22 protein-coding genes and 6 pseudogenes are annotated in these 25,548 nt (G+C 69.9%); 15 read left to right on the top strand and 13 right to left on the bottom strand.

The genetic code is table 11. The features are described 5' to 3' along the window. From ACWD5D_RS37360 to dmpG, 3 genes are read left to right on the top strand one after another with little or no spacing between them, the layout of a single operon-like run. Complete coding sequence (locus ACWD5D_RS37360; RefSeq protein ID WP_451377252.1) at window positions 1–828, top strand: 2-keto-4-pentenoate hydratase; 828 nt, start codon at window positions 1–3, stop codon at window positions 826–828. Further along, window positions 825–1,787 carry an acetaldehyde dehydrogenase (acetylating) gene (locus ACWD5D_RS37365; RefSeq protein WP_451377253.1) on the top strand — a complete coding sequence of 321 codons (963 nt, stop codon included), beginning with the start codon at window positions 825–827 and terminating at the stop codon, window positions 1,785–1,787. The genes ACWD5D_RS37360 and ACWD5D_RS37365 overlap by 4 nt, the downstream gene beginning before the upstream one ends. After that, window positions 1,784–2,794: a 4-hydroxy-2-oxovalerate aldolase gene (gene dmpG, locus ACWD5D_RS37370; RefSeq protein WP_451377254.1), complete on the top strand. Its 1,011-nt coding sequence runs from the start codon at window positions 1,784–1,786 to the stop codon at window positions 2,792–2,794. The genes ACWD5D_RS37365 and dmpG overlap by 4 nt, the downstream gene beginning before the upstream one ends. Window positions 2,795–3,273: 479 nt before the next feature. On the opposite strand, the gene ACWD5D_RS37375 is transcribed toward dmpG, so the two are convergent. Both ACWD5D_RS37375 and ACWD5D_RS37380 read right to left on the bottom strand, forming a co-directional pair. After that, window positions 3,274–3,492, bottom strand: a complete 219-nt coding sequence (locus ACWD5D_RS37375) for a hypothetical protein (protein ID WP_451377255.1) — start codon at window positions 3,490–3,492, stop codon at window positions 3,274–3,276. A 219-nt stretch (window positions 3,493–3,711) separates the two neighbouring features. After that, the gene (locus ACWD5D_RS37380) at window positions 3,712–4,881 is read right to left on the bottom strand and encodes a trans-sulfuration enzyme family protein (RefSeq protein ID WP_451377256.1); all 1,170 of its coding nucleotides are present in this window, start codon (window positions 4,879–4,881) and stop codon (window positions 3,712–3,714) included. 58 nt (window positions 4,882–4,939) lie between these two features. Here ACWD5D_RS37380 and ACWD5D_RS37385 point away from each other — a divergent pair. Then, a pseudogene (locus ACWD5D_RS37385) lies at window positions 4,940–5,182 on the top strand (Lrp/AsnC ligand binding domain-containing protein); the annotation flags it as partial. Between the two features lie 83 nt (window positions 5,183–5,265). On the opposite strand, the gene ACWD5D_RS37390 reads toward ACWD5D_RS37385, so the two are convergent. The 5 genes and pseudogenes from ACWD5D_RS37390 to ACWD5D_RS37410 form a co-directional block, all read right to left on the bottom strand. Then, the gene (locus ACWD5D_RS37390; protein ID WP_451377257.1) at window positions 5,266–6,114 is read right to left on the bottom strand and encodes a PhzF family phenazine biosynthesis protein; all 849 of its coding nucleotides are present in this window, start codon (window positions 6,112–6,114) and stop codon (window positions 5,266–5,268) included. A 305-nt stretch (window positions 6,115–6,419) separates the two neighbouring features. Further along, complete coding sequence (locus tag ACWD5D_RS37395; protein ID WP_451377258.1) at window positions 6,420–7,874, bottom strand: carboxylesterase/lipase family protein; 1,455 nt, start codon at window positions 7,872–7,874, stop codon at window positions 6,420–6,422. Between the two features lie 696 nt (window positions 7,875–8,570). After that, on the bottom strand, window positions 8,571–12,674 hold the full coding sequence (locus ACWD5D_RS37400) for a carboxypeptidase regulatory-like domain-containing protein (protein WP_451377274.1): 4,104 nt from the start codon (window positions 12,672–12,674) through the stop codon (window positions 8,571–8,573). 585 nt (window positions 12,675–13,259) lie between these two features. Beyond that, window positions 13,260–13,580: pseudogene (locus ACWD5D_RS37405) on the bottom strand (alcohol dehydrogenase catalytic domain-containing protein); the annotation flags it as partial. Beyond that, complete coding sequence (locus ACWD5D_RS37410; protein ID WP_451377259.1) at window positions 13,486–13,956, bottom strand: MarR family winged helix-turn-helix transcriptional regulator; 471 nt, start codon at window positions 13,954–13,956, stop codon at window positions 13,486–13,488. The pseudogene ACWD5D_RS37405 and the gene ACWD5D_RS37410, both read right to left, overlap by 95 nt. 149 nt (window positions 13,957–14,105) lie before the next feature. On the opposite strand from ACWD5D_RS37410, the gene ACWD5D_RS37415 reads away from it, so the two are divergent. The 7 genes from ACWD5D_RS37415 to ACWD5D_RS37445 all read left to right on the top strand — a co-directional run bounded on the left by ACWD5D_RS37415 (window position 14,106) and on the right by ACWD5D_RS37445 (window position 20,408). Then, window positions 14,106–15,317, top strand: coding sequence for an MFS transporter (locus ACWD5D_RS37415; protein WP_451377260.1), 1,212 nt, complete (start codon window positions 14,106–14,108; stop codon window positions 15,315–15,317). Between the two features lie 94 nt (window positions 15,318–15,411). Continuing rightward, entirely contained in the window at window positions 15,412–15,834 is a 423-nt protein-coding gene (locus ACWD5D_RS37420; RefSeq protein ID WP_451377261.1) for a GlcG/HbpS family heme-binding protein, read from the top strand. Then, complete coding sequence (locus ACWD5D_RS37425) at window positions 15,834–16,208, top strand: nuclear transport factor 2 family protein (RefSeq protein WP_451377262.1); 375 nt, start codon at window positions 15,834–15,836, stop codon at window positions 16,206–16,208. The genes ACWD5D_RS37420 and ACWD5D_RS37425 overlap by 1 nt, the downstream gene beginning before the upstream one ends. 15 nt (window positions 16,209–16,223) lie before the next feature. Further along, complete coding sequence (locus tag ACWD5D_RS37430) at window positions 16,224–17,054, top strand: aldo/keto reductase (protein ID WP_451377263.1); 831 nt, start codon at window positions 16,224–16,226, stop codon at window positions 17,052–17,054. A gap of 230 nt (window positions 17,055–17,284) precedes the next feature. Further along, entirely contained in the window at window positions 17,285–18,322 is a 1,038-nt protein-coding gene (locus ACWD5D_RS37435; RefSeq protein WP_451377264.1) for a TIGR03571 family LLM class oxidoreductase, read from the top strand. A gap of 605 nt (window positions 18,323–18,927) precedes the next feature. Beyond that, window positions 18,928–19,938, top strand: coding sequence for an aldo/keto reductase (locus ACWD5D_RS37440; protein WP_451377265.1), 1,011 nt, complete (start codon window positions 18,928–18,930; stop codon window positions 19,936–19,938). Between the two features lie 50 nt (window positions 19,939–19,988). After that, entirely contained in the window at window positions 19,989–20,408 is a 420-nt protein-coding gene (locus ACWD5D_RS37445; RefSeq protein ID WP_451377266.1) for an SRPBCC family protein, read from the top strand. A gap of 145 nt (window positions 20,409–20,553) precedes the next feature. On the opposite strand, the gene ACWD5D_RS37450 is transcribed toward ACWD5D_RS37445, so the two are convergent. From ACWD5D_RS37450 to ACWD5D_RS37465, 4 genes and pseudogenes are all read right to left on the bottom strand, one after another. After that, window positions 20,554–20,760, bottom strand: coding sequence for a hypothetical protein (locus ACWD5D_RS37450; protein WP_451377267.1), 207 nt, complete (start codon window positions 20,758–20,760; stop codon window positions 20,554–20,556). A 412-nt stretch (window positions 20,761–21,172) separates the two neighbouring features. Next, window positions 21,173–21,267 (bottom strand): annotated as a pseudogene (locus ACWD5D_RS37455) (EamA family transporter RarD); the annotation flags it as partial. 66 nt (window positions 21,268–21,333) lie between these two features. Further along, window positions 21,334–21,744: a (4Fe-4S)-binding protein gene (locus ACWD5D_RS37460; protein WP_451377268.1), complete on the bottom strand. Its 411-nt coding sequence runs from the start codon at window positions 21,742–21,744 to the stop codon at window positions 21,334–21,336. A gap of 42 nt (window positions 21,745–21,786) precedes the next feature. Beyond that, window positions 21,787–22,095 carry a GNAT family N-acetyltransferase gene (locus tag ACWD5D_RS37465; RefSeq protein ID WP_451377269.1) on the bottom strand — a complete coding sequence of 103 codons (309 nt, stop codon included), beginning with the start codon at window positions 22,093–22,095 and terminating at the stop codon, window positions 21,787–21,789. 148 nt (window positions 22,096–22,243) lie between these two features. On the opposite strand from ACWD5D_RS37465, the pseudogene ACWD5D_RS37470 reads away from it, so the two are divergent. The 4 genes and pseudogenes from ACWD5D_RS37470 to ACWD5D_RS37485 all read left to right on the top strand — a co-directional run. Continuing rightward, a pseudogene (locus tag ACWD5D_RS37470) lies at window positions 22,244–22,404 on the top strand (acyl-CoA dehydrogenase family protein); the annotation flags it as partial. Between the two features lie 98 nt (window positions 22,405–22,502). Further along, window positions 22,503–22,736 carry an SDR family NAD(P)-dependent oxidoreductase gene (locus ACWD5D_RS37475; protein WP_451377270.1) on the top strand — a complete coding sequence of 78 codons (234 nt, stop codon included), beginning with the start codon at window positions 22,503–22,505 and terminating at the stop codon, window positions 22,734–22,736. A 16-nt stretch (window positions 22,737–22,752) separates the two neighbouring features. Further along, window positions 22,753–22,833, top strand: a pseudogene (locus ACWD5D_RS37480) (hypothetical protein); the annotation flags it as partial. Between the two features lie 73 nt (window positions 22,834–22,906). Further along, window positions 22,907–23,395, top strand: a complete 489-nt coding sequence (locus ACWD5D_RS37485) for an SDR family oxidoreductase (RefSeq protein ID WP_451377271.1) — start codon at window positions 22,907–22,909, stop codon at window positions 23,393–23,395. A 10-nt stretch (window positions 23,396–23,405) separates the two neighbouring features. On the opposite strand, the gene ACWD5D_RS37490 is transcribed toward ACWD5D_RS37485, so the two are convergent. After that, window positions 23,406–24,146, bottom strand: a complete 741-nt coding sequence (locus ACWD5D_RS37490; RefSeq protein WP_451377272.1) for an alpha/beta hydrolase — start codon at window positions 24,144–24,146, stop codon at window positions 23,406–23,408. Between the two features lie 1,229 nt (window positions 24,147–25,375). After that, window positions 25,376–25,548 (bottom strand): annotated as a pseudogene (locus tag ACWD5D_RS37495) (PIG-L family deacetylase); the annotation flags it as partial.

The raw sequence follows: 25,548 nt of genomic DNA on the forward strand, positions 1-25,548 counted from the left end.
ATGCCCCAGAACCACACCACTGTCGGCACCGACCGCATCGCCGCAGCAGCGGCCCGGCTCCGCGAGGCCGCTGCCACCGGCATCCCCGCCGCCCCCGTGCGCGATCTCATCGGGCGCGACGACGTCGAGGCCGCGTACGCCGTGCAGCAGCGGCTCGCCGCCGAGCGGATCGAGGCCGGTGCCACGGTCGTCGGCCGGAAGATCGGCCTCACCTCCGCGGCCGTGCAGCAGCAGCTCGGCGTCGACCAGCCCGACCTCGGCTTCCTCTTCGACGACATGGAGTACGCCGACGGCTCGGTCGTCCCTGGCGACGCGATCCTCCAGCCGCGGGTCGAGGCCGAGATCGCCTTCGTGCTGGGGGCCGACCTGGCCGAGGGACCGCTCGACGACGCCCAGGTGCGCGAAGCCATCGACCACGCCGTCGCCGCGATCGAGATCTGCGGCAGCCGGGTGGCCGACTGGGACATCAGCTTCGGTGACACGGTCGCCGACAACGCCTCGGCCGGCGGTTACGTCCTCGGCGCGCAGCGCGTCCCGCTCACCGGTTTCGACGCCGTCGCGGCCGAGATGGCCATGACCGTCGACGGAAAGACCGTCTCCACCGGCAGCGGCGCCGCCTGCCTCGGCGACCCGGTGGGCGCCGTCGTCTGGCTCGCCCGCCAGGCCCGCGAACTGGGCGAGCCGCTCCGCGCGGGCCAGGTCATCCTCTCCGGTGCCCTCGGCCCCATGCGTCCCGTGACGCCGGGCGCCGCCGTCCACGCCACCGTCACCGGCCTCGGCACGGTGTCGGTCAACTTCTCCGCTTCTCCTCGTAAGGAACGACGATGAGCAAGACCAAGGTCGCCATCATCGGGTCGGGCAATATCGGCACCGACCTGATGATCAAGATCATGCGCACCGCGCAGCACCTCGAGATGGGGGTCATGGTCGGTATCGACCCGGCCTCCGACGGTCTGGCCCGCGCCGCGCGCCTCGGGTTCGAGACCACCGCCGAGGGCGTGGACGGGCTGCTGAAGTCGCCGCTGATCGACGAGATCGGCATCGTCTTCGACGCCACCTCCGCCGGTGCGCACACGTACAACGACGAGAAGCTGCGCCCGCTCGGCATCCGCATGATCGACCTGACGCCGGCCGCGATCGGTCCGTACGTCATCCCGGCGGTCAACCTCGAGGAGCACCTCGACGCGCCGAACGTCAACATGGTCACCTGCGGTGGCCAGGCGACGATCCCGGTCGTGGCCTCGATCAGCCGGGTCGTCCCGGTGGCGTACGCGGAGATCATCGCCTCGATCGCCGCCAGGTCGGCCGGACCCGGCACCCGGGCCAACATCGACGAGTTCACCGAGACGACCTCCTCGGCGATCGTGCGGGTCGGTGGCGCCCAGCGGGGCAAGGCGATCATCATCCTCAACCCGGCCGAGCCGCCGCTGATGATGCGTGACACGGTCTTCGCGCTGGTCACCCTGGACGAGGGCGAGGACGGCGAGACCGTGAAGGCGCAGATCACCGAGTCGGTCCGCAAGATGGTCGCCGAGGTCTCGGCGTACGTCCCGGGCTACCGGATGGTCCAGGACGTCCAGATCACCGAGATCCCGGCCGACCAGCCCGTCGAGACGCTGCTGGCGGACGACGCGACCGCACGACCGACCCACCAGGTGTCGGTCTTCCTCAGGGTCGAGGGCGCGGGCATGTACCTCCCGGCGTACGCCGGGAACCTCGACATCATGACCTCGGCCGCGGTGCAGATGGCCGAGAAGATCGCCGCCGCGAAGGAGGCCGCGAAGTGAGCACCCCGATCTTCGTCCAGGATGTCACCCTCCGCGACGGGATGCACGCCGTCCGGCACCGCATCACGACCGAGGACGTCAAGCGCATCGTCGTGGCCCTGGAGGAGGCCGGCGTCGACGCGATCGAGGTCGCCCACGGTGACGGCCTCGCCGGCGGCTCGCTCAACTACGGTCCGGGCTCGAACACCGACTGGGAGTGGATCGAGGCCGCCGCCTCGGTCCTGAAGAACGCCCGCCTCACCACGCTGCTGCTGCCGGGTGTGGGCACCGTCCACGAGTTGAAGCACGCCTACGACCTCGGCGTCCGCTCGGTGCGGGTGGCCACCCACTGCACCGAGGCCGACATCTCCGCGCAACACATCGCCGCCGCCCGTGAGCTGGGCATGGACGTCTCCGGCTTCCTGATGCTCTCCCACATGGCCGAGCCCGAACAGCTCGCGGAGCAGGCAAAGTTGATGGAGTCCTACGGCGCCCAGTGCGTCTACGTCACCGACTCCGGCGGCCGGCTGACGATGAACGACGTCGCCGCCCGGGTGCGCGCCTACCGCGACATTCTCGACCCGGCAACAGAGATCGGCATCCACGCCCACGAGAACCTCTCGCTCTCCGTCGCCAACTCGGTGGTCGCGGTCGAGAACGGCGTCTACCGCGTCGACGCCTCGCTCGCCGGACACGGAGCGGGCGCGGGCAACTGCCCCATCGAGGCCTTCGTCGCCGTGGCGAACCTGTCGGGTTTCAAGCACAACTGCGACCTGTTCAAACTGCAGGACGCCGCCGACGGCATCGTCCGCCCCCTGCAGGACCGCCCGGTCCGGGTCGACCGCGAAACCCTCACGCTGGGCTACGCGGGTGTGTATTCCAGCTTCCTGCGGCACGCGGAGACCGCCGCGCAGCGGTACGAAGTCGACGTGCGGGACATCTTGATGGAATGCGGCCGGCGACGACTGGTCGGCGGCCAGGAGGACATGATCGTCGACATCGCCCTCGGCCTGGCGGCCGGCCGCTGAGGTCTGCGACGGTCGGTCGGTTCACGGCCGGCTCCGTCGCCGTGAACCGACCGACCGGGATCGGGAGTCGCTCATCGCGGCGACAGTGAAGCGAGGTCAGACCGTCACGGCGAATCGGACGGCCCGTCTTGGCCTCTCCTCTCCTCCTCGCAGGGCCGTCGCCAAGGCCGTGACGGACACTCGCACCAGCCGGGCCGGTGCGAAGCTCTGCGTCGTGCGCGCTGCCCACGTCGCGGCCCTGCGGCATCGACGGGCCCCGGCTGCCGGGTTCCGTCGCGCCGCACGGTTGTGAGAGCAGCCGCAGGGCCGGTCCGGGTGAGCCGAACACGGCCCGGGGGCAGGCACGACGAAGCTCCGGGCAGTCAGCGGGTGGACTTGGTCGTCACCCCGTCTGCCAGGAGCTTCATCGCTGCGCACTGCTGGGGCGCCTCACCTTGGAGGTGGCCCCGTGCGTGAGCCGTCTCCCGTGGTCGGCGGGATCAACAGGGGAAGGTGCCGCTGTAGACGGCATGCCCGTAGGAGGAGCTGCCGGAGCCGAAGCCGTAGATGCCGTCGTCGCTCCAGACCGCTTCGCGGAAGCCGTTGACGCAGGTCGACGTCGGCGCGATCGCGAAGCCCTCCAGGTTGTCGGTCGGCATGACGGCCGGGTTCGTGTAGGTCACGTCCGGAACGATCGCGCCACTGGCGTTGACCTTCATGAAGGTGTGCGTCTCGCCGCAGGTGTTGTCGCCACCAACAACACGGTCCCCAAGGACACGATCGCCGACGACGTGCGGTCGGCGGCGCACGGTGCACGCCGTCGGCTGGGCTCGCGGCGTCCTGGCACGCGCATGGCCTCGGCCACGGTGAGAGAGGAGTGGGGCGCGCGGAAGTCCCGGCAGGCGTGCAACGGATCATGCCGCCGCACACACGGTCGCTCAGGTGCTCACCGCGTCGGCGGCGGCGAGTGCGTCGGCGACCAGGTCGTCGGTGTCCTCCGTGCCCGCGGCCAGACGGACGAGGCCCAGCGGGACCGACTCGGCGATCTGTTCCTCGCTGAGCATCCCGCGCCACATGGACGCCGGGTGGACGGCCAGCGATTCCACGCCGCCGAGGCTGGCCGACCGGCGGGAGTAGCGCAGCTTGCCGAGGAAGGCGTCGGCCGTCTCGAATCCGCCGGCGAACTCGATGGCCAGCGCGCCGCCGAAGCCGCTCATCTGGTCGGCGGCCAGCTGGTGCTGCGGGTGGGTGGCCAGGCCGGGATAGTGCACCTTCGCCACGGCCGGGTGCTCGCTCAGCGCCTTGGCGAGCGCGAGGCCGTTGGCGTTGTGCCGCGGCACCCGCAGCGGCAGGGTGCGCATGCCCCGCAGCAGCAGCCATGCGTCGATGGGACCGAGCGTGGCACCGGTGAGCAGGCCGACGTCCCAGATCCGGTCCAGGAGTTCGGCCCGCCCGGCGATCACCCCGGCGGAGACGTCGGTATGACCGTTGAGGTACTTGGTCGCGCTGTGCCACACCAGATCGATGCCGAGGTCCGTCGGCCGCTGATTCAGTGGCGTGGCGAAGGTGTTGTCCGCCAGGGTGAGCACGTCGTGCGCGCGGGCGAGGTCCGCGACGGCCCGCAGGTCGGTGATCTGCAGCAGCGGATTGCTCGGTGATTCCACCAGGATCAGGCGGGTCTGCGGGGTCAGCGCCTTCGCGAACGCCTCCGGGTCGGTCTGGTCGACCAGGGTGGTCGACACCCCCAGGCGCGGCAGCAGGTTGAGCAGCACCGACGCCGTGCCCCCGTAGGTGGACTGCTGCCCGATGACGTGGTCACCGGTGGACACCAGAGCCAGTACGGCCGTGGTGACCGCGGCCATCCCGGACGCGGTGACCATGGCCGCCTCGGTGTTCTCCAGTTCCGCGACCACGGCGGCGACCTGCGCGTGATTCGGGTTGCCGAAGCGGGTGTAGAAGTCCTTGCCCCGCGGTTCGACGGCGCCCTGTGCGAACGTCTCCCCGTCCTCGGCCCAGAACGCCGCCGTCTGGTAGATGGGCGGTGCCACGGCCCGGCTGGGATGGACTTCGCGATCGGCGTGGACGGTGATGGTGCTGTTGCCCGGCATGGCTGCCCTTCCGTGGACCTCGGTATGACGCCATGAAGCGTCACCGACGGGCGCTCCGATGCGAACAGTTCCGAGCAATTTTGGCAGCAAATTGCGCGCAGGGCTGGCGTACGATTGTGGTATTCATGCCTCCGGAGCAATAATCTGCCGCCGTGAACGAGGTGGACCGGTCGATTCTGGCTGGGCTCGAAACAACTTCCACCTGCTCCAGGTCGAGGTCGCCGACCTGCCCGCCTACGAGGATTTCCACGCCGACCAGTTGGCCGCTCTGCCCGGCGTGGCCACGGTGACCGGCTACGTCACCATGAAGACACTCTCGCCCGACACCGCAGGACGCTCCCCTCCTGACCCAGGCGGTCCGGCGTACACACGGCGGCGGGCGGGTCAGACGGTGACGGCGCCGCGGATGCACACGGTGGCGGCGCCGCTGACCCAGACCGTGCCGTCCGCATCCGCGGTGACCTCGATGCTGGCGGCCCGGCCCAGCCTCGCGCCCTGGGAGACCCGGTAGGCGGAGGGTGCGGCGCCGCTGGACGTGAGCCACTGCCCCACGGCGGCGTTCATGCTGCCGCACGCCGGGTCCTCGGGCACGTCGGCGCCGGGGGCGAAGGTGCGCAACTCGAAGTCGTACTCGGATCCCTCGGGGTAGGCGCCGATCGCGCCGACCATCGCGGTCGGGATGAGGGCCAGGTCGGGTTCGAGCGCGAGAACCTCTTTGGCCGTGGCCAGCTGGAGCACGGCCCAGCCCGGTCCGTTGTCGACCCACTGGTGGGCCACGACCCGGTCAGTCGTGATGCCGAACGCGGTGACGACCTCGTTCAGATAGGTGTCATCGAGCGCGCCGTCGCGGACCCGAGGCGGCGCGGCGAAAGACAGCGTGTCCGTGCCACGGCGCACGGTGACCAGGCCGGCGGCGCACTCCTGGACGATGTGGTCGGCGTGGCGTGGCGTGCCGCCGCCGTCCAGCCAGGCGCGGGCGGAGCCGAGGGTGGGGTGCCCGGCGAACGGAAGCTCCCCTCCCGGGGTGAAGATCCGCAGCCGGTAGTCCGCTTCCGGGGCGGTGGGGGGCAGTACGAACGTGGTCTCGGACAGGTTCGTCCAGCGCGCCAGGCGCTGCATCTCCTCGTCGGTCAGGTCTGTCCCGTCCAGGACGACCGCGACCGGGTTGCCGCTGTAGGGAATCGTGGAGAACACGTCGACCTGTGCGAACGAGCGGGTGCGCGGCATGGTCATCGAAGGCCTCTCAGTAGCGGCTGCAGCGGATTTCGCGCGTCCCGCCTTCCGGCGGGACGCAGGTCCATCCCAACGGGAGTTCAAGCGATCGGAACAGGGCCAGTGACGGCAAAGTGGACCGATTAGCCGTGGCCTCAAGACGTGTCGGGCACCGCTTGCACCGCTGGGCACTTGCTGGGGTTCACCCGGGCGGCGGGCACAAGACGGCGGTGCCCCGGTGTGTCCACCGTCCCCCGCTCCACGTGATGGCCGGTGCCCCCGAGGTGCGGGGCACCGGGAATTGTGATTCGTGGCGGCCTCCTGCCTCAGCCGAAGTGGCGGATGCGGGCGGCGGTCGCGGGGGCGTAGGGCGTCCAGTCACTGGCCGTTCCGGAGGTGACGAACTCGGCGACGGCGGTGGCGAATTCGTGGCCCAGGGCGCGCTGGGTGTCGTCGGCCCCGACGAGGATGGGGCTGTCGGGGTAGGCGTCGAAGGTGTCGAAGAGGAAGGGCAGTTCGGCGCAGTGGGTGGCGCCCAGGGCGTACGGGTCCTCGGCGGGGGCGTAGTCGAACTGGTAGACGTAGGTGGTGTTGCCGCCGGCCGCGTGGTGGTCGGCAATCTCCAGTGAGCCGTTGCGGAAGAGGCCGTCGGTCTGCACCGAGGTGAAGATCTGCGCCGGTGTCCCCTGTGGGAGGCGGGCGGCGTGCTGCTGGTAGACGTCCAGGGAGGCCTGTCGGCCCGCCTGGGCGGTGAGCACGTCCAGGGCGGTGTCGGTGGTGAGGTTCTGGATGCGCGGGTCGAAGGCGAAGAAGGCCGTCGCCTCGTCTCGGGTGGTGCCGATCAGCAGCGCCTTGCCTTCCAAAGCGCCGTCCTTGAGCGCCTGTCGCCGGGTACGGGGCATGCCGGGGGCGCCGAGGACCGGGTACATCGGCGGTGCGGCGTTGCCCGGAGCCGCGAGTTGCGCGGAGAGGCGGCCGTAGGCGTCCAGCAACTGCTCGGCCGGCAGGGCACGCAGGGCCTTGGCGGGGTCGGTGCCGGCCGGGATGTCCAGCAGGCGCAGGTAGGCGTCGGCGTTCTCGGCGGCCTGGTGCGGATCCTGCGGGTCCAGGCCGAAGGGGCCGCTCTGCAGCAGCACCCGGGTGATGGATCCGTTCGTCGCGGGGTCGAGCGCGAGCGACAGGGCCGAGTACGCGCCGGCGGACTGCCCGCCGACGGTGACCGCACGCGGGTCGCCGCCGAAGGAGGCGATGTTGTTCCGCACCCAGCGCAGAACGGCGGCCTGGTCCTGGGGGCCGAGGTTGGCCGCGCCCATCTGCGGGAGGTAGAGGTAACCCAGCGGCCCCACACGGTAGTTGGCCGTGACGACCACGATGTCGCCCAGCGCGGCGAGGCGGCCGCCGTCGTACCAGTCCCAGCCGCCGGAGCCGCTGGTGAAACCGCCGCCGTGCCACCACACCAGGACCGGCCGGGCCACGCCGTCCTCCAGCGCCCGACGCGAAGTGAAGACGTTGACGGTCAGGCTGCCGTCCTCGTTCCAGTCCGGCACGCGCTGACCCTGCACCTTCTCCAGCCGGGAGGCCGCCTGCGGCACAGACGGTCCAGCCTGCGCCGCGTCCCGCACGTCCGTCCAGCCCGGGTGCGCCTGCGGCGCCGCGAACCGGAGCTCGCCGACCGGCGACGCGGCGTAAGGGATTCCCCGGAAGGAGACCGCCTCGCCCTCCGCGACTCCCCTGACCTTGCCCCGATCGGTGTCCACCACCGTGTGCGCGATACCGGTCATCGTGCTCACCTGCTCTCTCTCGCCTCGGTTGCTCTGAGACGTTTCTAAGCAGGAACGAGAATCTGAGCCAGAAAAGGCCATTCAAATCGAGGAAGAAAGACATGAGATATCGAACTATGGAGAAAGTACGCCATCAACTGGGTGGAAGGGGCAGGGGATCGCCGCCGCGTTACCGGTCGCCCCGCGCGCTTCCTGGCGCAGGGTCGGCCGCGTCCTGGGCATCTCGCAGCGCACCGTCGTACGCCATGCGGCACCGCCGTCCGGCGATGGCACGCTGCGGGCCACGGCCCTACGCGACCCCGTGCACTTCCCCGAACTGATTCCGCCGGCCCTGCGCATCCGTTGCCGGCCCAACCGGATCAGCGCCATCGCCGCCACCCTCTGGAGCGGCGGCCTGCTGACGGAGACCGAACCGACCAGCCTGCGGACCAACATGGCCGCGGCACCCACCCGGCCCGTCCCCCAGCCCCTCGACCACCAGCTGATCACCGCACTGATCGAGGACGGCCGAGCCTCCTACACCGACCTCGCGCCGCGCCGACACCACCACCGTCGCGCAACGCCACGGGAACCCGCGCGCACTCCACCGGACGTTGAAGGCCTCCTGCCGAACCGCACAGGGGGCTACCCGCCGGATACGGCACACGGGCCGGCCCCGAGGGACCGGCCCGTGCTGTCTTCACGCGAACGGGGGCACTAACTCTTCTTCAGCGTGAAGTTGCCGATCGTCGTGCCTCCCTTCTTGAGCTTCACCGTGGTGGTCACCGGCTTGTAGCCGTCCTTGGACACGATCACGGTGACCGGGTTGAGGCGGGTGTCGAACCACAGGGCGTAGGTGCCGTCCTTGGCCGTCCGCAGGGTGTAGCTCGTCGACGCGGCGTTGATCTGGACGGTCGCTCCGGCCAGCGGAGCGGTGCCGCCCTTGCCGTCCTCGCCGAGCACGGTGCCGGTGTACTTGCCCCAGTCCTTCGGCGGATTGACGTGCATCTTCACGTCGACGTCGGCGCCGGAGTACGGGGTGTCGGTCTGGACGGTCAGTGCCGCGGCGTAGTCGCCGGGCTGGGTGATCTCGTCGACCGTGGCGTCCAGGCTGACGGTGATCGTGGTGCTCTCCCCGGGCTGGAGCGTCACCTTCTGCTGGGAGGTGGACAGCCAGCTGACGTCCGAGGAGCCGGTCTGGTCGTAGCCGGGCAGCACCTCGACGGTGGCCACCGGCGGCGTGAAGCTGCCACCGGGGTTGCCGCCGACCTTGTAGAAGCCGGGGGCGCTGCCACTGCGGTAGACGGAGTTGTTGGCGTTGGGCAGGGCGGTCCAGTTCCCGGTGCCCGGGTCGAAGGCGAAGCCCTGGTTGGTGATGGCGCTGCTGTTGTTGGTGACACCGGACGAGACCAGCAGCAGGCCGTTGGCCGCGGTGTACGCCGAGCCCCACAGGTCGATGGGCAGGTCGGCCACGGCCGACCACGCGTCGGCTGCCGGGTCGTAGACGTAGGCGTGCTTCACCGAGCCCGAGGCGTTGCTGCCGCCGGCGCAGTAGAGCTTGCCGTCGATGCCTCCGCAGGCCTGCCAGGAGATCGACTCCGGGTAGGAGGCGAGCTGTGACCAGCTGTCGGACGACGGGTCGTAGACGGTGACGTCCGTGGTGCCGCAGGCGCTTGCGGTGCAGCCGCCGACGACGTACAGCTTGCCGCCGAGGACCGCGCTGCCCGAACCGGCGTACGGCTTGGGCGAGGACGCCTTGGTGGACCAGCTGTTCGAGGCCGGGTCGTAGACCTCCAGCTTGGAGTCCGGGCTGCCGCTGGCACCCCAGCCGCCGACCGCGTACAGCTTGCCGCCGATGAAGCCGTGAGCCGGGTTGCCCTCACGGGTGTCGGCCGCGGAGGCCAGCTTGGACCAGGAGCCGCTGTCGGGGTCGTAGGCGTACAGCGCGTTGGTGTCTGCGCTGCCGGTGTAGCCGAAGGCGGAGTAGACCTTGCCGCCGTCGACGGCGACCGCGCTGTCCTGCAGGGTGGTCGGCAGGTTCGCCACCGGCTGCCAGGCGTCGCCGGCCGCGTTGGCCACTGCGGCCGGCTCCTTCTTGCCGTCGTCCTTCTTGGCCATGGAGAGCGGGGAGTAGTCGCCCTTCACCAGGTTGAGCGGCGCGCCGCCCTTGGACTGCATCGTGAAGCCACCCGGCTGCTCACCCAGGGTGAGGCCGGCGGGCGCCCCGCCCGTGTTCTTCACCGTCAGGTCCTGGGTGCCCTTCGTGCCCCACTCGAGCGTCTTGGCGACCGAGCCGGGGGTGAACGCCAGCTTGCCGGCCTTGAGGCTGAAGGTCGCCTTGTTGGTGGTGTCCGCCACCACGTCGACGGTCTTGGCCTGGTCGCCGTACTTCGCCTTGGAGGCGGTGTAGGTGTGGCTGCCGGTGTTGGGGGTGAACATCCAGTAGAAACCGCCGCCGAGCGCCGGGTCGTCCGGGGTGGCGGACGTGGTGGCCTTGTCCTGCGATGCGTCGGCGTTGACGACGATGGCGCCGACGACGCCCTCGCCGGTGTTGGCGTCGCTCACGGTACCGGCGACCAGACCGCCGTTGACGGGCTCGTAGGTCCGCTTGCCGACGAACACGTTGTCGAGCTCCCACCAGTAGCCCCACGTGCCCGTGAAGTGGAACCGCAGCTGCACGTCGGTCTTGCCGGCGTAGGCCGTCAGCGGAACCTCGACGTGGGCCGGGCCGGTGAGGGTGGTGGTGCGGTTCCAGACGTTCGTCCAGGTGGCGCCGCCGTCCGTGGTGACGTCGATGTTGGCGGCCTGGCCGCTGTAGCTCTTGTAGTCGGTGTCGAACGAGAGCTGGGGGCTGGTGTTTCCGGTCAGGTCGAACACGGGGCTGATCAGCGAGCTGTCCTGCTTCTTGCCGCTGCCGTAGTGGTCACTGTCGACCATGGCGAAGCCGCCGGAGCCGCCCGTCTTGTTGCCCCGCTTGCCGGAGTCGTCGAAGGCCCAGCCGCCGGTGGTGCCGTCGGCGTTGACGATGGACCAGCCCTCGGGGGCAGCCGCGGTGGAGTCGAAGGGCTCGGTCGGACCGGCCAGCTTGACCTCGTAGCCGGCGGCCGTGGCCGCCTGGGCGTCCACCTCGGCCGAGACGTTCACGGTCTGCGCCGAGTCACCCACGGTCACCTGCTTGGTGACGGCCTTGTAGCCGGGGTACACGGCGGTGACGTGCAGGGCGTAGTCCGCTCCCTCAGGCAGGTCGACGCTGTACTCGCCGGTGTACGGGTCGGTGAAGACCGGGGCACCGGGCATGCCGTCGACGGAGATCTTCGCGTAGAGCGGCCAGCCGTGGCCGGAGCCGTCGGTCACCTTGCCCTTGACGGTCTGCCGGGGAACCGCGGCCAGTGCGAAGTCGGCCTTGACCGTGCCGTCCTCGACGACGGTGACGCCGGCGGTCGTCTTGGACTTGTATCCGTAGGCGGACGCGGTCACGTCGTAGGAGCCGGGCGGCACCGTCATGCTGTAGTGCCCCTGGGCGTCGGCGGTCGCCCGGTAGTCACCGGCCACAACGGAGGCGCCGGCGAGTGCCTTCCCGGAACTGTCGGTGACGCTGCCGGACACCTCACCGTGCGGACCGCTGCGGAAGGCGGCGGTGCCGTTGGGGGTTCCCAGGCCGGTCGGCCCGTCGTAGCCGGTTCCGGCGTTGCACAGGTAGGCAGGGGTGCAGCTGCCGTTGGTGCCCTGTGTCACGTCGTTGAGCGCGGACGGGTTCGCGTACGGGTACGCGTTCGGGTAGCTGCCCGCGGCCGGAGTGCCGGCCACGGCGTACACGCCCGCGATGATCGGCGACGAGGCGCTGGTGCCGCCGTACACGGCCCAGCCTGAGCCGCCGTAGGTCTGGTACACCGAGACGCCGGTGACCGGGTCGGCGACCGCGGCGACGTCGGCGACGGAGCGCATGTCACAGCCGGTGTCGGTCTGGAAGGCCGGCTTGGGCTCGTACAGCGAACAGCCCGAGCCCGGACCGCCGTAGCTGTTGTGCCACACCGACTCGGACCAGCCACGGCTGTTGGTGGTGTCCCGCGTCAGGGCGGTGCCACCGACCGCGGTCACATACTGCGATACGGCCGGGTAGGAGACGCCGTAGTCACTGTCGCCCGAGGAGGCGACCATCGCCACGCCCGGGTGGTTGTAGTGGGCGTCGAAATCCGTGGTCTCGGACGGGTCCTCACCACTGCCCGGTGTGCTGTTGTAGCCGGTGCCGTAGGAGTTGGACACGTATTTGGCGCCCTGTGCGACCGCCTGGTCGACGGCGGCGCCGATGTCCTCGAAGCTGGCGCTGTCGGCTTCGACCAGCAGGATGTGTGCGTTGGGCGCGGCCGCGGAGACCATGTCGAGGTCGAGCGAGATCTCGCCTGCCCAACCGGTGTCGGGAGACGGGTAGTTGGTGCCACCGCGCTGGTCGATCTTCTTGAAGCAGCCGTTGTCGGTGGTGCAGGCGGGCAGGCCGTACTGCTGGCGGTAGACGGCCAGGTCCGCCTCGGCGGTCGGGTCATCGTAGGCGTCGACGATGGCGATCGTCTGGCCCGCGCCGCCGTTCGACGGCAGGTTGTACGCACTCTGCAGGTCAGACGCGCCGAAGCCGTTCGGCGTACTCGCGTTCGGCTGTATGCCCTTGATGCCCTTGATGTCGGTGCGGCGCAGCGCGAAGCAGCTGACCTCACCCTTCTTGGGCGTGCTGCAGACCTGCTCCGCCCCGGGGTGCGTCTCGGCTGAGGCGCGCGGAGCAGTTGCCGTAGCGCCGGGGGAGGCCTGGGCGGTGGGCAGGCCCACCATCAAGGCGGCGACGGCAGCCGCGGTTAAAGCGGCCAGGCGCGCGGAGGTTTTCCGCGCGCCCGGTCTGAAGTGCCTCGAAGTGCGCATTGTTTGACTCCCTGCTGGTGAGCTGGGGCCGACCTGCGCTGGTTCAAGGTCGACAGCGGACGGAGTTTGTCCGCTGAGATAACAAAGGACTATTATCATGCTCTCGACAAGTAGGCATCGGTGGCGGAAACATGACATGTCATGAACCCGCCTGTGCCGCCGTGCAGGCCGTGATCGCCGAGCCTCAACCCCAGATGTATTCGCTCGCGTCGTCGTGGCCGTCGTCCGGAAGTCCCACGTAGAGGCGCAGGGCCGCCCTGCTGTCGGGCAGCCGGCTTCGAAGGCTCTGTTCGAACCGCTTCCCGCACGCGCCCCAGGGCCGGTTCTCCCCATGCCTCGAGGAGACGTTGTCGCCCCTCGGTGAGTTCGGCGAACGGGATGAGCCCGTGGTGGAAGGGCTCTGCGAAGGCCACGGCCAGCACTGATGTCGCCGTCGATTCCATGTGGTTGCGGAGCATCGCCGTCAGACAGTCGGCCACGCTGCGGAACACGAGCGACGTCGAAACCGACCCGCTCGACCACGCCGGCCACGTCCCAGCCGGATGTCAGGGGGAAGTGCGTCTCCATGACCGAGTCGAGGCGGCCTTCGCCAAGCTTCCGGTCGACACTGTCGACTCCTGCGGCCTTCACCCGGATCAGCACCTCGCCGGGGGCCGCCTTCGAGTCCGGGAGGTCGGCAAGCCGCAGCACCTCGGGTCCGCCGTATCCGTTGAGGTGATCGCCTTTATACGGCGGCCACCGCCGCCGTCCGCGAGGTTTCGACGGTGCGCACCAGAGGTTCCAGCCGGGGGTCCTCGGCGGCTTCCCGCAGTGCCGCACGCAGGGCCGCCTCGTTCGTCGGGCGGGCTTCGCCGAACAGCTTGAGGCCGGCCTCGGTGACGTCGGTGTAGATCCCGCGCCGGTCGGTGGGGCACAGGTAGCGCTCCAGGAGTCCGCGCTCCTCGAGGCGGGTGACCAGGCGGGTCGTCGCGCTCTGGCTGAGCACGACGGAGTCGGCGACTTGCTTCATCTGCAGGTGTCCGCCCTCCCCGTCGTGCTGGCGGCCGAGGACGTCGAGGAGCGAGTACTCACGCACGCTCAGGCCATGACCCGCCTGCAGGGCGCGTTCGAGGTGGGACTCGATCCTTCCGTGCAGCAGAGACAGCGCGCTCCAGCCCTGAGCCAGAGCGGTGAGCGCGGGGGCAGCAGCAGTCAATGGGGGCCTCCTTCTTCGGGCCGTCCTCCCAATAGTTGCACGCGACGATACATGCACACCCCCTCAGTGCGCGCTTGCCTTATGCAGCGTGTGCAATTATTGTCGTGTGACGTAAGCGTCCACCGCAATCACTTGGAAGGTAGCTCCCCATGCCTCTCGCGCTCCTGGCCCTCGCCATCGGGGCCTTCGGGATCGGCACCACCGAATTCGTGATCATGGGTGTGCTGCCCCAGGTCGCAGGCGACTTCGGCGTGACCATCCCGGCCGCCGGCTGGCTGGTCTCCGGCTACGCCCTGGGCGTCGTGTTCGGCGCGCCGCTCCTGACCGTTCTCGGCACCAAGGTGTCCCGCAAGAAGATGCTGATGTTCCTGATGACGCTGTTCGTCATAGGCAACGCGCTGTCCGCCTTCGCACCGAGCTTCGGCGTCATGCTCATCGGCCGGATCGTGGCCTCCCTGGCGCACGGCGCGTTCTTCGGCATCGGTTCCGTGGTCGCAGCCGACCTTGTCGCTCCGCAGAAGAAGGCCTCGGCCATCTCCATGATGTTCATGGGCCTGACCGTGGCCAACATCGTCGGTGTCCCCGGCGGTACGTACATCGGCCAGTCCGCCGGCTGGCGCGTCACGTTCGTCATCGTCGCCGCGCTCGGCGTCATCGGCTTCCTCGGCGTCGCCAAGCTGGTGCCCGAGATGGGCCGACCCGATTCGGTGACCGTACGCACCGAGTTCGCCGCCTTCCGCAACGTGCAGGTGTGGCTGGCCATGGCCATGACCGTCCTCGGCTACGGCGGTGTCTTCGCCGCGATCACCTACATCACCCCGATGATGACCGAGGTGGCCGGCTACACCGAGGGCGCGGTGACCTGGCTGCTCGTCCTCTTCGGTATCGGCATGTTCCTGGGCAACCTCCTCGGCGGCAAGTTCGCCGACCGCAGGCTCATGCCGATGCTCATCACCACCCTCGCGGCCCTCACCGCCGCGCTGCTGCTGTTCACCGCGACCGCCCACAACAAGGTGCCGGCCGCGATCACCCTCTCCCTGATCGGCGCCCTCGGCTTCGCGACCGTCCCGCCGCTGCAGAAGTGGGTGCTCGACCAGGCCTCGACCGCTCCGACCCTGGCCTCCGCCGCCAACATCGGCGCCTTCAACCTCGGCAACGCCCTCGCGGCCTGGCTCGGCGGTGTCGTGATCGCCGCGGGCCTCGGTTACACCTCCCCCAACTGGGTCGGCGCCATCCTCTCCGGCACAGCCCTGCTGCTCGCCCTTCTCGCCGCCCACCTCCACCGCCGCACCCACACCGCCGAACGCGTCGTCGCAGGGTCCGTCGGGCGCCGGAGCACGCCGGAAACCGTCCTGCACTGACCTGGACGCGCCACCGCAGCCCGAGCCTTCCCGCTCACGCCCGATCCCCCGTCTGATCCCCGACCCGATCCCCCCACCCGCGAAGGAATCCGTCATGAGCACCACCATCCCCGTCGCCCCGCTGACCACGCAGGACGCCGAGGTCCTCGTCACCGCCGCGCGCCGCGCCGCCGACGCCGCGGGAGTCACCGTGAGCGTCACCGTCCTCGACGCGGGCGGGCACCTGCTGGCCTTCCGCCGGGACGACCGGGCGGTGCTGATCTCCGGCGAGACCAGCACCCGCAAGGCCTACACCGCCCTGCAGCTCGACGCGCCGACCGCGGACCTCGTCGACCTCGTCAAGCCCGAGGGGCCGTTCCACTCCCTGCCCACCGCGCTCGACAAGCCGCTGCTGTTCATCGCCGGCGGCGTCCCCGTCCACCGCGACGGCCGCCTCATCGGCGCCATCGGCGTCGGCGGCGGCGCCCCCGAGCAGGACCACTGCTTCGCCGTCGCGGCCGTCGAGGAGCTGTCCTGATGTCCCGTACCCCACAGGAAGTCTTCGCCGACCACGGGAAGCGGCTCGGCAGCGGGGACCTCGACCTGATCACCGCGAACTACACCGAGGACGCCGTCTTCGTCACCCCCGAGGCAACCCTGACGGGTCACCAGGGCGTACGGGAGGGAATCGGCCGTCTCCTGGCCGATCTCCCCGACGCCGACTGGCAGTTGACTCCGCGGTTCGCCGGAGACGTGCTGTTCCTGCAGTGGACGGCCACCACCGCCACCCACGAGGTCATCGACGGCGTCGACACGTTCGTCTTCCGTGACGGTCTCATCGGCGCCCAGACCGTCCGCTACACCCTCTCCACCCGTACGACCCGTACGACCCGTACGACCTGTTCCGTCTGAAAGGCCACACGCACCATGGCACCGTCCGTCATCCCCACCGTCGCCCTCAACAACGGCGTCGAGATCCCTCAGCTCGGCTTCGGCGTCTTCCAGGTCCCCGACGACCAGACCACCGCCGCGGTGAGCTCCGCCCTGGATGCCGGCTACCGCAGCATCGACACCGCCGCGATCTACGGCAACGAGACCGGCGTCGGCCGCGCCCTCGCCGCCTCCGGGATCGCCCGCGAGGAGCTGTTCGTCACCACCAAGCTGTGGAACGCCGACCAGGGGTACGACGCAACCCTGCGGGCCTTCGACGCCAGCCTCGCCAAGCTGGGCCTGGACCACGTCGACCTGTACCTGATCCACTGGCCGACCCCGGCCCGCGACCGGTACCGCGAGTCCTGGAAGGCCATCGAGAAGCTCGTCGCCGAGGGGCGGGTCCGCGCCGCGGGCGTGTCCAACTTCCAGCCCGCGCACCTCGACCGGCTCATCGCCGGCTCCGACCTGGTCCCGGCGGTCAACCAGATCGAGCTGCACCCCGGCCTCCAGCAGAGCGAGCTGCGCGCCGTCCACGCCCAGCATGGCATCGCCACCGAGGCGTGGAGCCCGCTGGCGCAGGGCGCCGTCCTCAAGGACGAGGCGATCACCACGATCGCCGCCCGCCACGGCAAGTCACCCGCCCAGGTCGTCCTGCGCTGGCACCTCCAGCTCGGCAACGTCGTCATCCCCAAGTCGGTGACGCCCGCCCGCATCCGCGAGAACCTCGACGTCTTCGACTTCACCCTCACCGACGACGAGATGGCCACCATCGCCACCCTCGACCGCGACCTGCGCACCGGCCCCCACCCGGACGAGCTCAACTGACCCTTCCGACCGGCCCGGACGGGGCGGCGTTCCGCGCCCTCCCGCCGGGTTGCCACGGCTCGCGTGGGTGTGGATGGCAGGTCCCGCCCGCGCGAGCCCGAACGTCGTCGAACTCCGTACCTCCGCGTCCCCGTGTCACCTCCGCGTCGCCCCGCGTGACTTCCGTGTCGCCCCGCGTCACCTCCGCGTCGCCCAGCGTCGTCGCTGCTCTTCCGAAAGTTGTGTCTGTCATGTCCGTCGCCCCCACCGCCCTGGACCGGCTCGTGAACGCCGCGAACCTGCCGACTCTGGGCCTCGAGCTGCCCCTCGACAACGACTGGGGCGCGACCCGGCTGCGCGCCGACCGGGCCGCGGGCCGCCCCTTCGGTGTCCCGGACCTGACCCGCCATGCCGAACTCGCCCGTCTGGCGGATGAGCTGGGCTTCGCCGGGCTCTGGGTGCGGGACGTCCCCCTCTACGATCCCGAGCAGTTCGGCGACGCCGGTTCCGTCTTCGAGACGTTCACGCACCTCGGGCACCTCGCGGCCGTGACCGAGCGGGCCGTGCTCGGGACCGCGGCCGTCGTCCTGCCGCTGCGGCAGCCGCTGCTGGTCGCCAAGTCCGCCGCCACGGTCGACGTGCTCTCCGGCGGCCGCTTCGTCCTGGGCCTCGCGAGCGGGGACCGGCCTGTCGAGTACCCCCTGTTCGGGGAGGACTTCCAAGGCCGCGGTGCCACGTTCCGCAGGGGTGTGGAGATCCTGCGTGCCGCGTGGGCCCGGCACCGCGACGGTGCGGGCATGGAGCTGCCCGAGCTCGGTCTCGACGCCGACCGTCGTCTGGACGTCCTGCCCAAGCCGACGGGCCCGTCCGTGCCTCTCGCCATCGCCGGGCACGCCCAGCAGTCGGCCGAGTGGATCTCGCAGAACGCGGACGCGTCCCTCAACTACCCGCGTCCACTGGAGGCTCTGCGCCTCAAGACGCGGGAGTGGCGGGAGCTGACCGTCGGCGCGTCCAAGCCGTACCTCACCCCCATGCAGCTGGACCTCACCGGGGACCCCTCCACCGCGGCGACCCCGATCCGGCTCGGGCTGCGCACCGGCCACCAGGCTCTGATCGACCATCTGCGGGCGATGGGCGAACTCGGCGTCGCCCATGTCTCCTTCAACCTCCGTCCGGGCAACCGCCCTCTGGAAGAGATCCTCCATGAGCTCGCCGAAACGGTCCTGCCGCACTTCCCCTCCCCCGGCACGGCGGCCGGGACCGATGCGGCCGGCACGGTCGCTTCCTGATGCGGGCAGCGCTCGTCGAGTGCTCTCCGGCGTGCGCCTGGCACGCCACTACACGCCACGGATGGCCCGGCGCGAGTGGGGCCGCGTGATCTTCGTCAGCAGCGAGGCCGGCGTTCGGACGCCGACGGACATGGTGCACGACGGGACGACCAAGACGACGCAGCCGGCCGTGTCCCGCGGCATGGCCCTGAAACGGGCATCCCGCATGGTGGCGGTATACCCGTGCCGGACGGCTCGCACCCGACGCGCGCACGGAGTGATCCACGGTGGCGGTCCGCTCCGTCCGGTTCCCTCTCCTCTGCGCGTCCGGCAACACGATCGGCAGCGCGCCCCGGCGCAGGGCCGTTGCGGACGACAAGGCCGATCGACCGGCCCCTGTGTGGCAGCCATTTGCATTACATAGCGTCTGCAATTATTGTTCTCACTAGTAAGACGCTTCTGCATTCACCTGCCGCACACCTGGCTCCGGCAGACGCCACCGTGCATCCACTGCCACGGCTCCGCCGACAGCGCCGCCAACCGCAGAGGCATCCGTTCACTCATGCCTCACCCCCGCGCCGGGGATGCCGTCGCACCCCGGCTCCACTGATCGAAAAGGCACCGTCATGTCCCTCAAGGAAATCCTTCCCGGCCGACTCGGCTTCGGCACCGCCCCGCTCGGCAACATGTTCCGCGCGATCCCCGACGAGGAGGCCGCCGCCACGGTCGAGGCCGCCTGGGACCAGGGCATCCGCTACTACGACACCGCCCCGTTCTACGGCGCCGGCCTCTCGGAGTCCCGCCTGGGCGAGGTCCTGTCCACCAAGCCCCGCGACGCCTACGTCCTGTCGACCAAGGTCGGCCGGGTCATCCTCGACGAGCTGGAGGAGGGTGCCCGCGACCTCGGCGAGAAGGGCGGCCTGTTCGAGCACGGCAATCCCAACAAGATGCTCCACGTGTGGACCGCCGAGGCCACCGAGCGTTCCATCGAGGACAGCCTCAAGCGGCTCGGCACCGACCGGCTCGACATCGTCTGGGTCCACGACATCGCCCAGGACTTCCACGGCGACCTGTGGCTGCAGAAGTTCGAGGAGGCCCGTACCGGAGCCTTCCGGGTGCTGTCCCGGCTGCGCGACGAGGGCGTCATCAAGGCCTGGGGCCTCGGCGTCAACCGCACCGAGCCCATCGAGCTGACCCTCGCCCTCGACGAGCCGCAGCCGGACGGATTCCTCCTCGCCGGCCGCTACACCCTCCTCGACCACGAGCACGCCCTGCAGCGACTGCTGCCCATGGCCCAGGAACAGAACGTCGACATGGTCGTCGGCGGCCCCTACAGCTCCGGCGTCCTCGCCGGCGGCGCCCACTTCGAGTACCAGCAGGCCCCGCCGGAGATCATCGAGAAGGTTTCCCGTCTGAAGGCCCTGGCCCAGAAGCACGGCGTCTCCATCAAGGCCGCCGCCCTCCAGTTCTCCCTCGCCCACCCGGTCGCCGCCGCCGCAGTGCCCGGCGCGACCCGGCCCAGCCGCATCGCCGAGGACGTCGCCGCCCTGAACGAGACCGTTCCGGCCGCGTTCTGGCACGAGCTGCGCACCGCCGGCCTGGTCAGCCCGGCCGCCCCGCTGCCCAACGGCGCCTGACCACACACCCCGAAACCCCCACCACAGCACCTGGATCCAGGAGAAAGATCATGGCTTCCACCTCCGTCAGCCGCATAGTGCCCGCCTCCCCCGACAAGGTCTGGAGCCTCATCGGCGGCTTCGACGCCCTGCCCGACTGGCTCCCCTACATCCCCGAGAGCACCCTGCTCGAAGGCGGCCGGGTCCGTCGGCTGGAGAACCCGAACGGCGAGGTCATCATCGAGCGCCTCGTGGACTTCAACGAGGCTGAACACCACTACAGCTACGCCATCCTCCAGGCCCCGTTCCCGGTCAACGGCTACGTCTCCACCATCCGGGTCCACACCGTTCCCGGCCGCGACGACATCGCCGAGGTCCAGTGGTCCGGCCGCTTCAACCCCGACAACGCCACCGACGACGAGGTCGTCGACCTCTTCGCCGGCATCTACCGCGACGGCCTCGACGCACTCGACCAAGCACTCTCCGTCTGACACTGACACCACGGCCACGGCCACGGCCACAGCCACAGCCACAGCCACAGCGCCACTGAACCGCACAGCCCGGACACGCGTCACGCCTGCCCGGGCTGCGGTGCTTCGCCCCCCTCCCCCTCAGCAAACGGGCAGGGCAGGGCCTTCAGCGCAGCGGACCGTAAGGCGCCAGGTCGATCCCCGCATCCTCCCGCCGGGCCGACCGTGCCGCGATCGAGCCCACGTACGAGCCGACCATCAGTCCCGACGCCCCAAGACCGTTGACCACGACAAGGCCGGGCACCTGTGGCACCTGGCCGAGCAGCGGCCTGATGTCGGGGCCGACCGGGCGGAAGCCGATGCGGGTCTCCACGTGCGTGCCATCGGCGAGACCAGGGGCGACCGGCGACCGACAGCGCTTCGCCGAGCACTTCCGCTACCCCGGCCGCCGCGGTGATCCGGTGGTCGAAGCCCATGTCGTCCTCACGCGTCGCGCCCACCACGACCCGCGAGTCGCCGAAGGCCAGGAGGTGGTGCCATGACTTCGGCAGGACGACGGGACAGTTCACGGTGTCGACCCCCGGCAGCCGCAGGTGCATGACCTGGCCGCGTTGCGGCGCGCCCCGTACGTGGACGCCGAGTGGTTCGAGCAGGTGCGGCGCCCAGGCGCCGAACGCCACCCTCCTCTTTGCACCAGCAGGTCATCCCCGAGCCGAAGGCCCCGACGGCAACCTGGTGAACCTCACTCAGCCGATGCCGGCCCGGTGACGCGCGGGACGTCTTGGCAGGGGCCAGAAGAGGGGGACGGGCCCCACATCCCGTATGCCGCGAAGCCGTTCAGCAGACCTGTCCGGCCTTCACTCTTCGACTTCTCGGCCACGGGTCACCCTCCTTCTCAAACGACTGCTCCCGTGGAGCATCCGAGAAGGTAGCGCCGAGCAGCCCATCACTCACCGCAAGGCCCCGAGTGATCGCAGTACGGCTGGTAGCCGCTCTGCCCGCAGGCACACAGGATCGCCCTGGTCTCGGTGCGCGGACCTTCCGCGGTGTCTATGCTCAGCTCCCCGCGCACGACCAGCTGCCCGATGGAGCCGGGGACGATCCGCGTGGGCCGGTCCGGGGTCTCGGTTCCGCCGTCCGCGAGTTCGTACTGCAGCGCGCCCGAGGGACAGCGCCGCACCACTTCGGCCAGACGGTCGGCCGTGGCAGCGTCCGGCTGGATCCACGGGCGCTTCGCCGTGTCGAAAACCTCTGGCAGGCCACGGACGCATTCGGCGGCATGCAGGCAGCGCCTGGCCTCGAAGGTGACCGTGACCGATTGCCCCTCGTACGCTTTCTTCTCGGATCCGCCACTCATGCCGGCCTCCTGCTACTCCGCGTTTGGCTGTTCGACCTGCGTTCAGTCACTGACTTTGCTGCGGGACTGGTACAGCAGGTCTTGGTACTCGGGGTGGCGAGCGATCCAGCCCGCGTAGAACGGGCATGTGGCCAGCACGCGCAGCCCCGATGCGCGGGCCTCGTCAAGAGAAGAGCGGACCAGGGCGGACCCGACTCCCTTGCCCTCATAATCGGGCTCCACCTCGGTGTGCACGAACGCAACGAGTTCCGATGTACGGATGTACTCCGCGACACCAGCGACCCGGGACTCTCCATCGACGCGGGCCTCATAGCGGTTCGCACCGGGCACGTCGTTCACTTCGACCGTCACATGTCCTCCTCTTGGGCCTGTTCCCGCTCATCTCCGCGGAACTCCGGCCGGTCAGGGCGCCAGACTAACGACATCAGGCTGCTACATCAGCTTAGTCCTCCAGTTGCCGTTACTGATCTTCAATCCTGGACGGCTTGATGTCGGTAGCCCCGCCGGCGGCGGTGCGGTGCGGTCCTGCTTCGCCCTGACCGAGCCCCGTCCCGGTGCCGGATCGGACCCGTCGGCCCTGACGACCTCGGCCGCCGTATCGACGGCGGATGGCCGATCGACGGTCACAAGCGGTTCATCAGCGGGGCCGTCGGGGCGGCCGCCCCGGCCCTGCGACAGGGCGTCCCCGATCTGCTCGACCTGGCCGCGGCCACCCTCGGCCGACCAACAACACTGGGGCATCGATCCAGGAGAAGCGGGTGAGCGGCACGACCGGCATGAACGACCTGTTCGACCTCACCCGGACCGTGGCGGTCGTCACCGGGGCCAGCCGTGGCATCGGTCTGGCGATCGCCCGAGCCCTGCTGGACCAGGAGGACTGTGTACTCGTCAACGGCCTGGACCCCGAGGAGACGGAGGCCACGTACCGACTGCTGACCAAGCGGTATTGCCCCCACGGCCGACCGGCCGGGCGTGGCGCAGCTGCCCAGTGACGTCACGGACGAAGTCGTGGCCCGGCGTCTGATGGAGGAGGCAGTGGCCCGCTTCGGCCGTGTCGATCACCTGGTCTGCAACGCCGGCATCGACATCATCAAGCCCGCCGTCGACTACACCCCCGCCGAATCGGACCGCGTCCTGACGGTCAATCTGCGCGGCGTGTGGCGTGTTCCAGCCCGCCCAAGCAGCCGCCCGCCACTGGATCAGGGAAGGTCTGACCGGCTCCATCACCATGACGTCGTCCATCGCCGGCTTCGTCGGAATCCCCACCCTGGCGCCCTACGCCGCCAGCAAGGTCGGCATCAACCAGCTCGTACGCACCCTGGCCGCGGACTGGGCCCCCACCGCATCAGGGTCAACGCCGTCGCACCCGGCTACGTCGCCAACATCATGGACGGCGTCACCGCCCACCACGACCTGTCCTCCGACCAGCTGGTTGGCTTTGTTCACGAGAGCTGAGAGACGACAGCACCTGTACACGAGTTTGGCCAGCACTCGAAGCTCCGCAGAAGTCGAACAGTGCATGGCTTCGGGCAGCGCGGGCCCCTGCCGAGTTGGCAGAGGCCCGCGACACATTCAGCAGAGGAGCGCCGGGACCTGCCCCTGGATGAGAAGCATCCTGGCCAACACGGCTTACCGTCTGCTGGTGGCCTGACGGCCCGGCGTCACTTCAGGTGTCGGGTGAAGAACTGGGCTGCGGCGTCTCCCGCGAACTGCGGGACGCCGGTGTGCCCGCCCATGTTGGCGTGCAGCGTCTTCTCCTTGGAGCCGAAGGCGTCGAACAGGTCCAGGGCCGCCTGCCGGTCGTTCCCTTCGTCGTCCCACTGCAGCAGGACGTGCAGCGGAATGGTGACCTGGCGGGCCTCCTCGAACATGGCGCGAGGCACGAGACTCCCGGCGAAGAAACCGGCGGCCACGATGCGCGGCTCGACCACCGCAAGCCGGATACCGATGGAGATCACTCCCCCCGAGTACCCGACCGGGCCGCCGATCTCGGGCAGCGACAGGAGGGCGTCCAGGGCTGCCTGCCATTCCGGCACTGCCTTTTCGACGAGCGGGAGGATGAGGGCGTCGATGATCTCGTCGCTGACCGGCTCGCCGGCCTCCATCACCCGACGCAGGTCGGCGCGGGCCTGCTCGGCGGCGGGCAGGCGGGGCCGGTCACCGCTCCCGGGAAGCTCGATGGTGGCCGCGGCGAAGCCCTCCGCCGCGGAGTGCCGGGCCCGGGCCACCAGCCGGGGGTACACCTTGCGCAGCCCCAGGGGAGGGGGGCCGAGCAGGATCAACGGCGCCGGTGCGGATGCGGATGCGGAAGTGGGCGTCCACAGGATGCCGGGGATCTCGCCGAGGGTGAATTCGCGCTCGAGGACACCGTCGTCGAGACGCTGTTCAGAAGTGAATCGCATGGTCGTGCCTTTCGGGAGTGCTCGTGAACGGCGCTCCCGGACGACCTATCGCCCGACCGTGACCCCGGAGGGGAGCACCCATGTCGATACTGTGTTCACGGGTACCACCTCCTCGTTCTCTCGCACGGCCTCCGGAAACGTAGCAGTGACTGCCGTGGTCCGCCAAACGGTTTTCTGCGGAGACCCCGTGGCCGGACGCCACCGCATCGGAACACTACGCAGAGCTGCACGGGGTCACATCTCGGCTTCCCGAGTGGAGGCTCTGCGACAGCGGGGCGCACTGGGGGCGCTGTCGGTTCTCGTGGACAAAGCCAATTGCTGGTGAAGGCAAGGAAGTCGCTGGCTTTGGGTTCGTAGCGCCGCTGCAGGCGTCGCGGTGCCCCTCTGGTCGGCACCGCTCTCGACGTCGCGCAGGTAGGTGGCACGAGCGCCGGCGGACGCGGGGCCAGGCTGGTTGATCTCGGAGTAGGTGCGACAGGAGCCGCAGCCCACGGTCATGGGCACGGTCCAGTCGACATGTTCCCGGTCGGGGGCGAGGCAGTGGTCGACGGAGTCAGGCTCGCCGACGATTCCGCAGGCCGGGCAAGCGCCTTCGTACTGCCAGGCTCGCCGCCGCGCTCGTTACGCACGTAGTAGACGTGCTTGTTACCGTTCCTGAAGACTGAGCAGGAGTGAGCCTGTTCAGCCGCACGCCCCGAACGGTCTTGGGCGCACTGGGCCCCGGCGTACTCGACCCCAGGGTGGCGACACGGATCCTGTCCGTGGTCCGAGCCCGGGAGGCCGGTTCCCTCACGACCTGGCCATATGCATACGGCCAGAGGCGACGGGGAGGCCCCGGACCATCTCGCTGGTGGAAAGGGGGCCCCGCACGCTGGCGCCGTACCCGGCGTCCCAGATCGCACGGTCACCGTAGCCCGAACGGCCCACGCCCCCGCAAGCCCGGAAGCTGACCATCACACGATCGAGCTAACGCAGCCTCGTGCGCGTTCCTCGCCCAACAGTGCCAACCCCACCGCCGCGGTGCTGTCCCGCGGGCCACGGTCCGCCCAGGCGCCTACCTCGCCAGCGGCAAGGGCGTCGGCCCCGGTCGAAGCCTCCGGCGAGGGCCTGCCGGCCCGGTCGCGGGCTGCCGGAGCGTAACCCGCGTGGACAAGCCTCCGGGTGGGCGAGCACGCTCGATCGAGCCGTACGGACCATGAGCTTCCCCAGGCCCCGGCCGGACGGGCGGATCAGCGCAGTCCGGCGAAGAGGTCCTTCTCGGGTACGGCCGCGCCCGTGGTGTCCTGGACACGTACGAAGGTCTCCATGCCCATCAACTCGCCGAACCTCTCCTTGCCCATCTTGAGGAAGAAGATGTTCTCGCCCTGACTGGCGTGCGCGGCCAGCGCGTCGAACTTCTGAC

It is taken from the genome of Streptomyces sp. NPDC002520 (genome assembly GCF_053595235.1).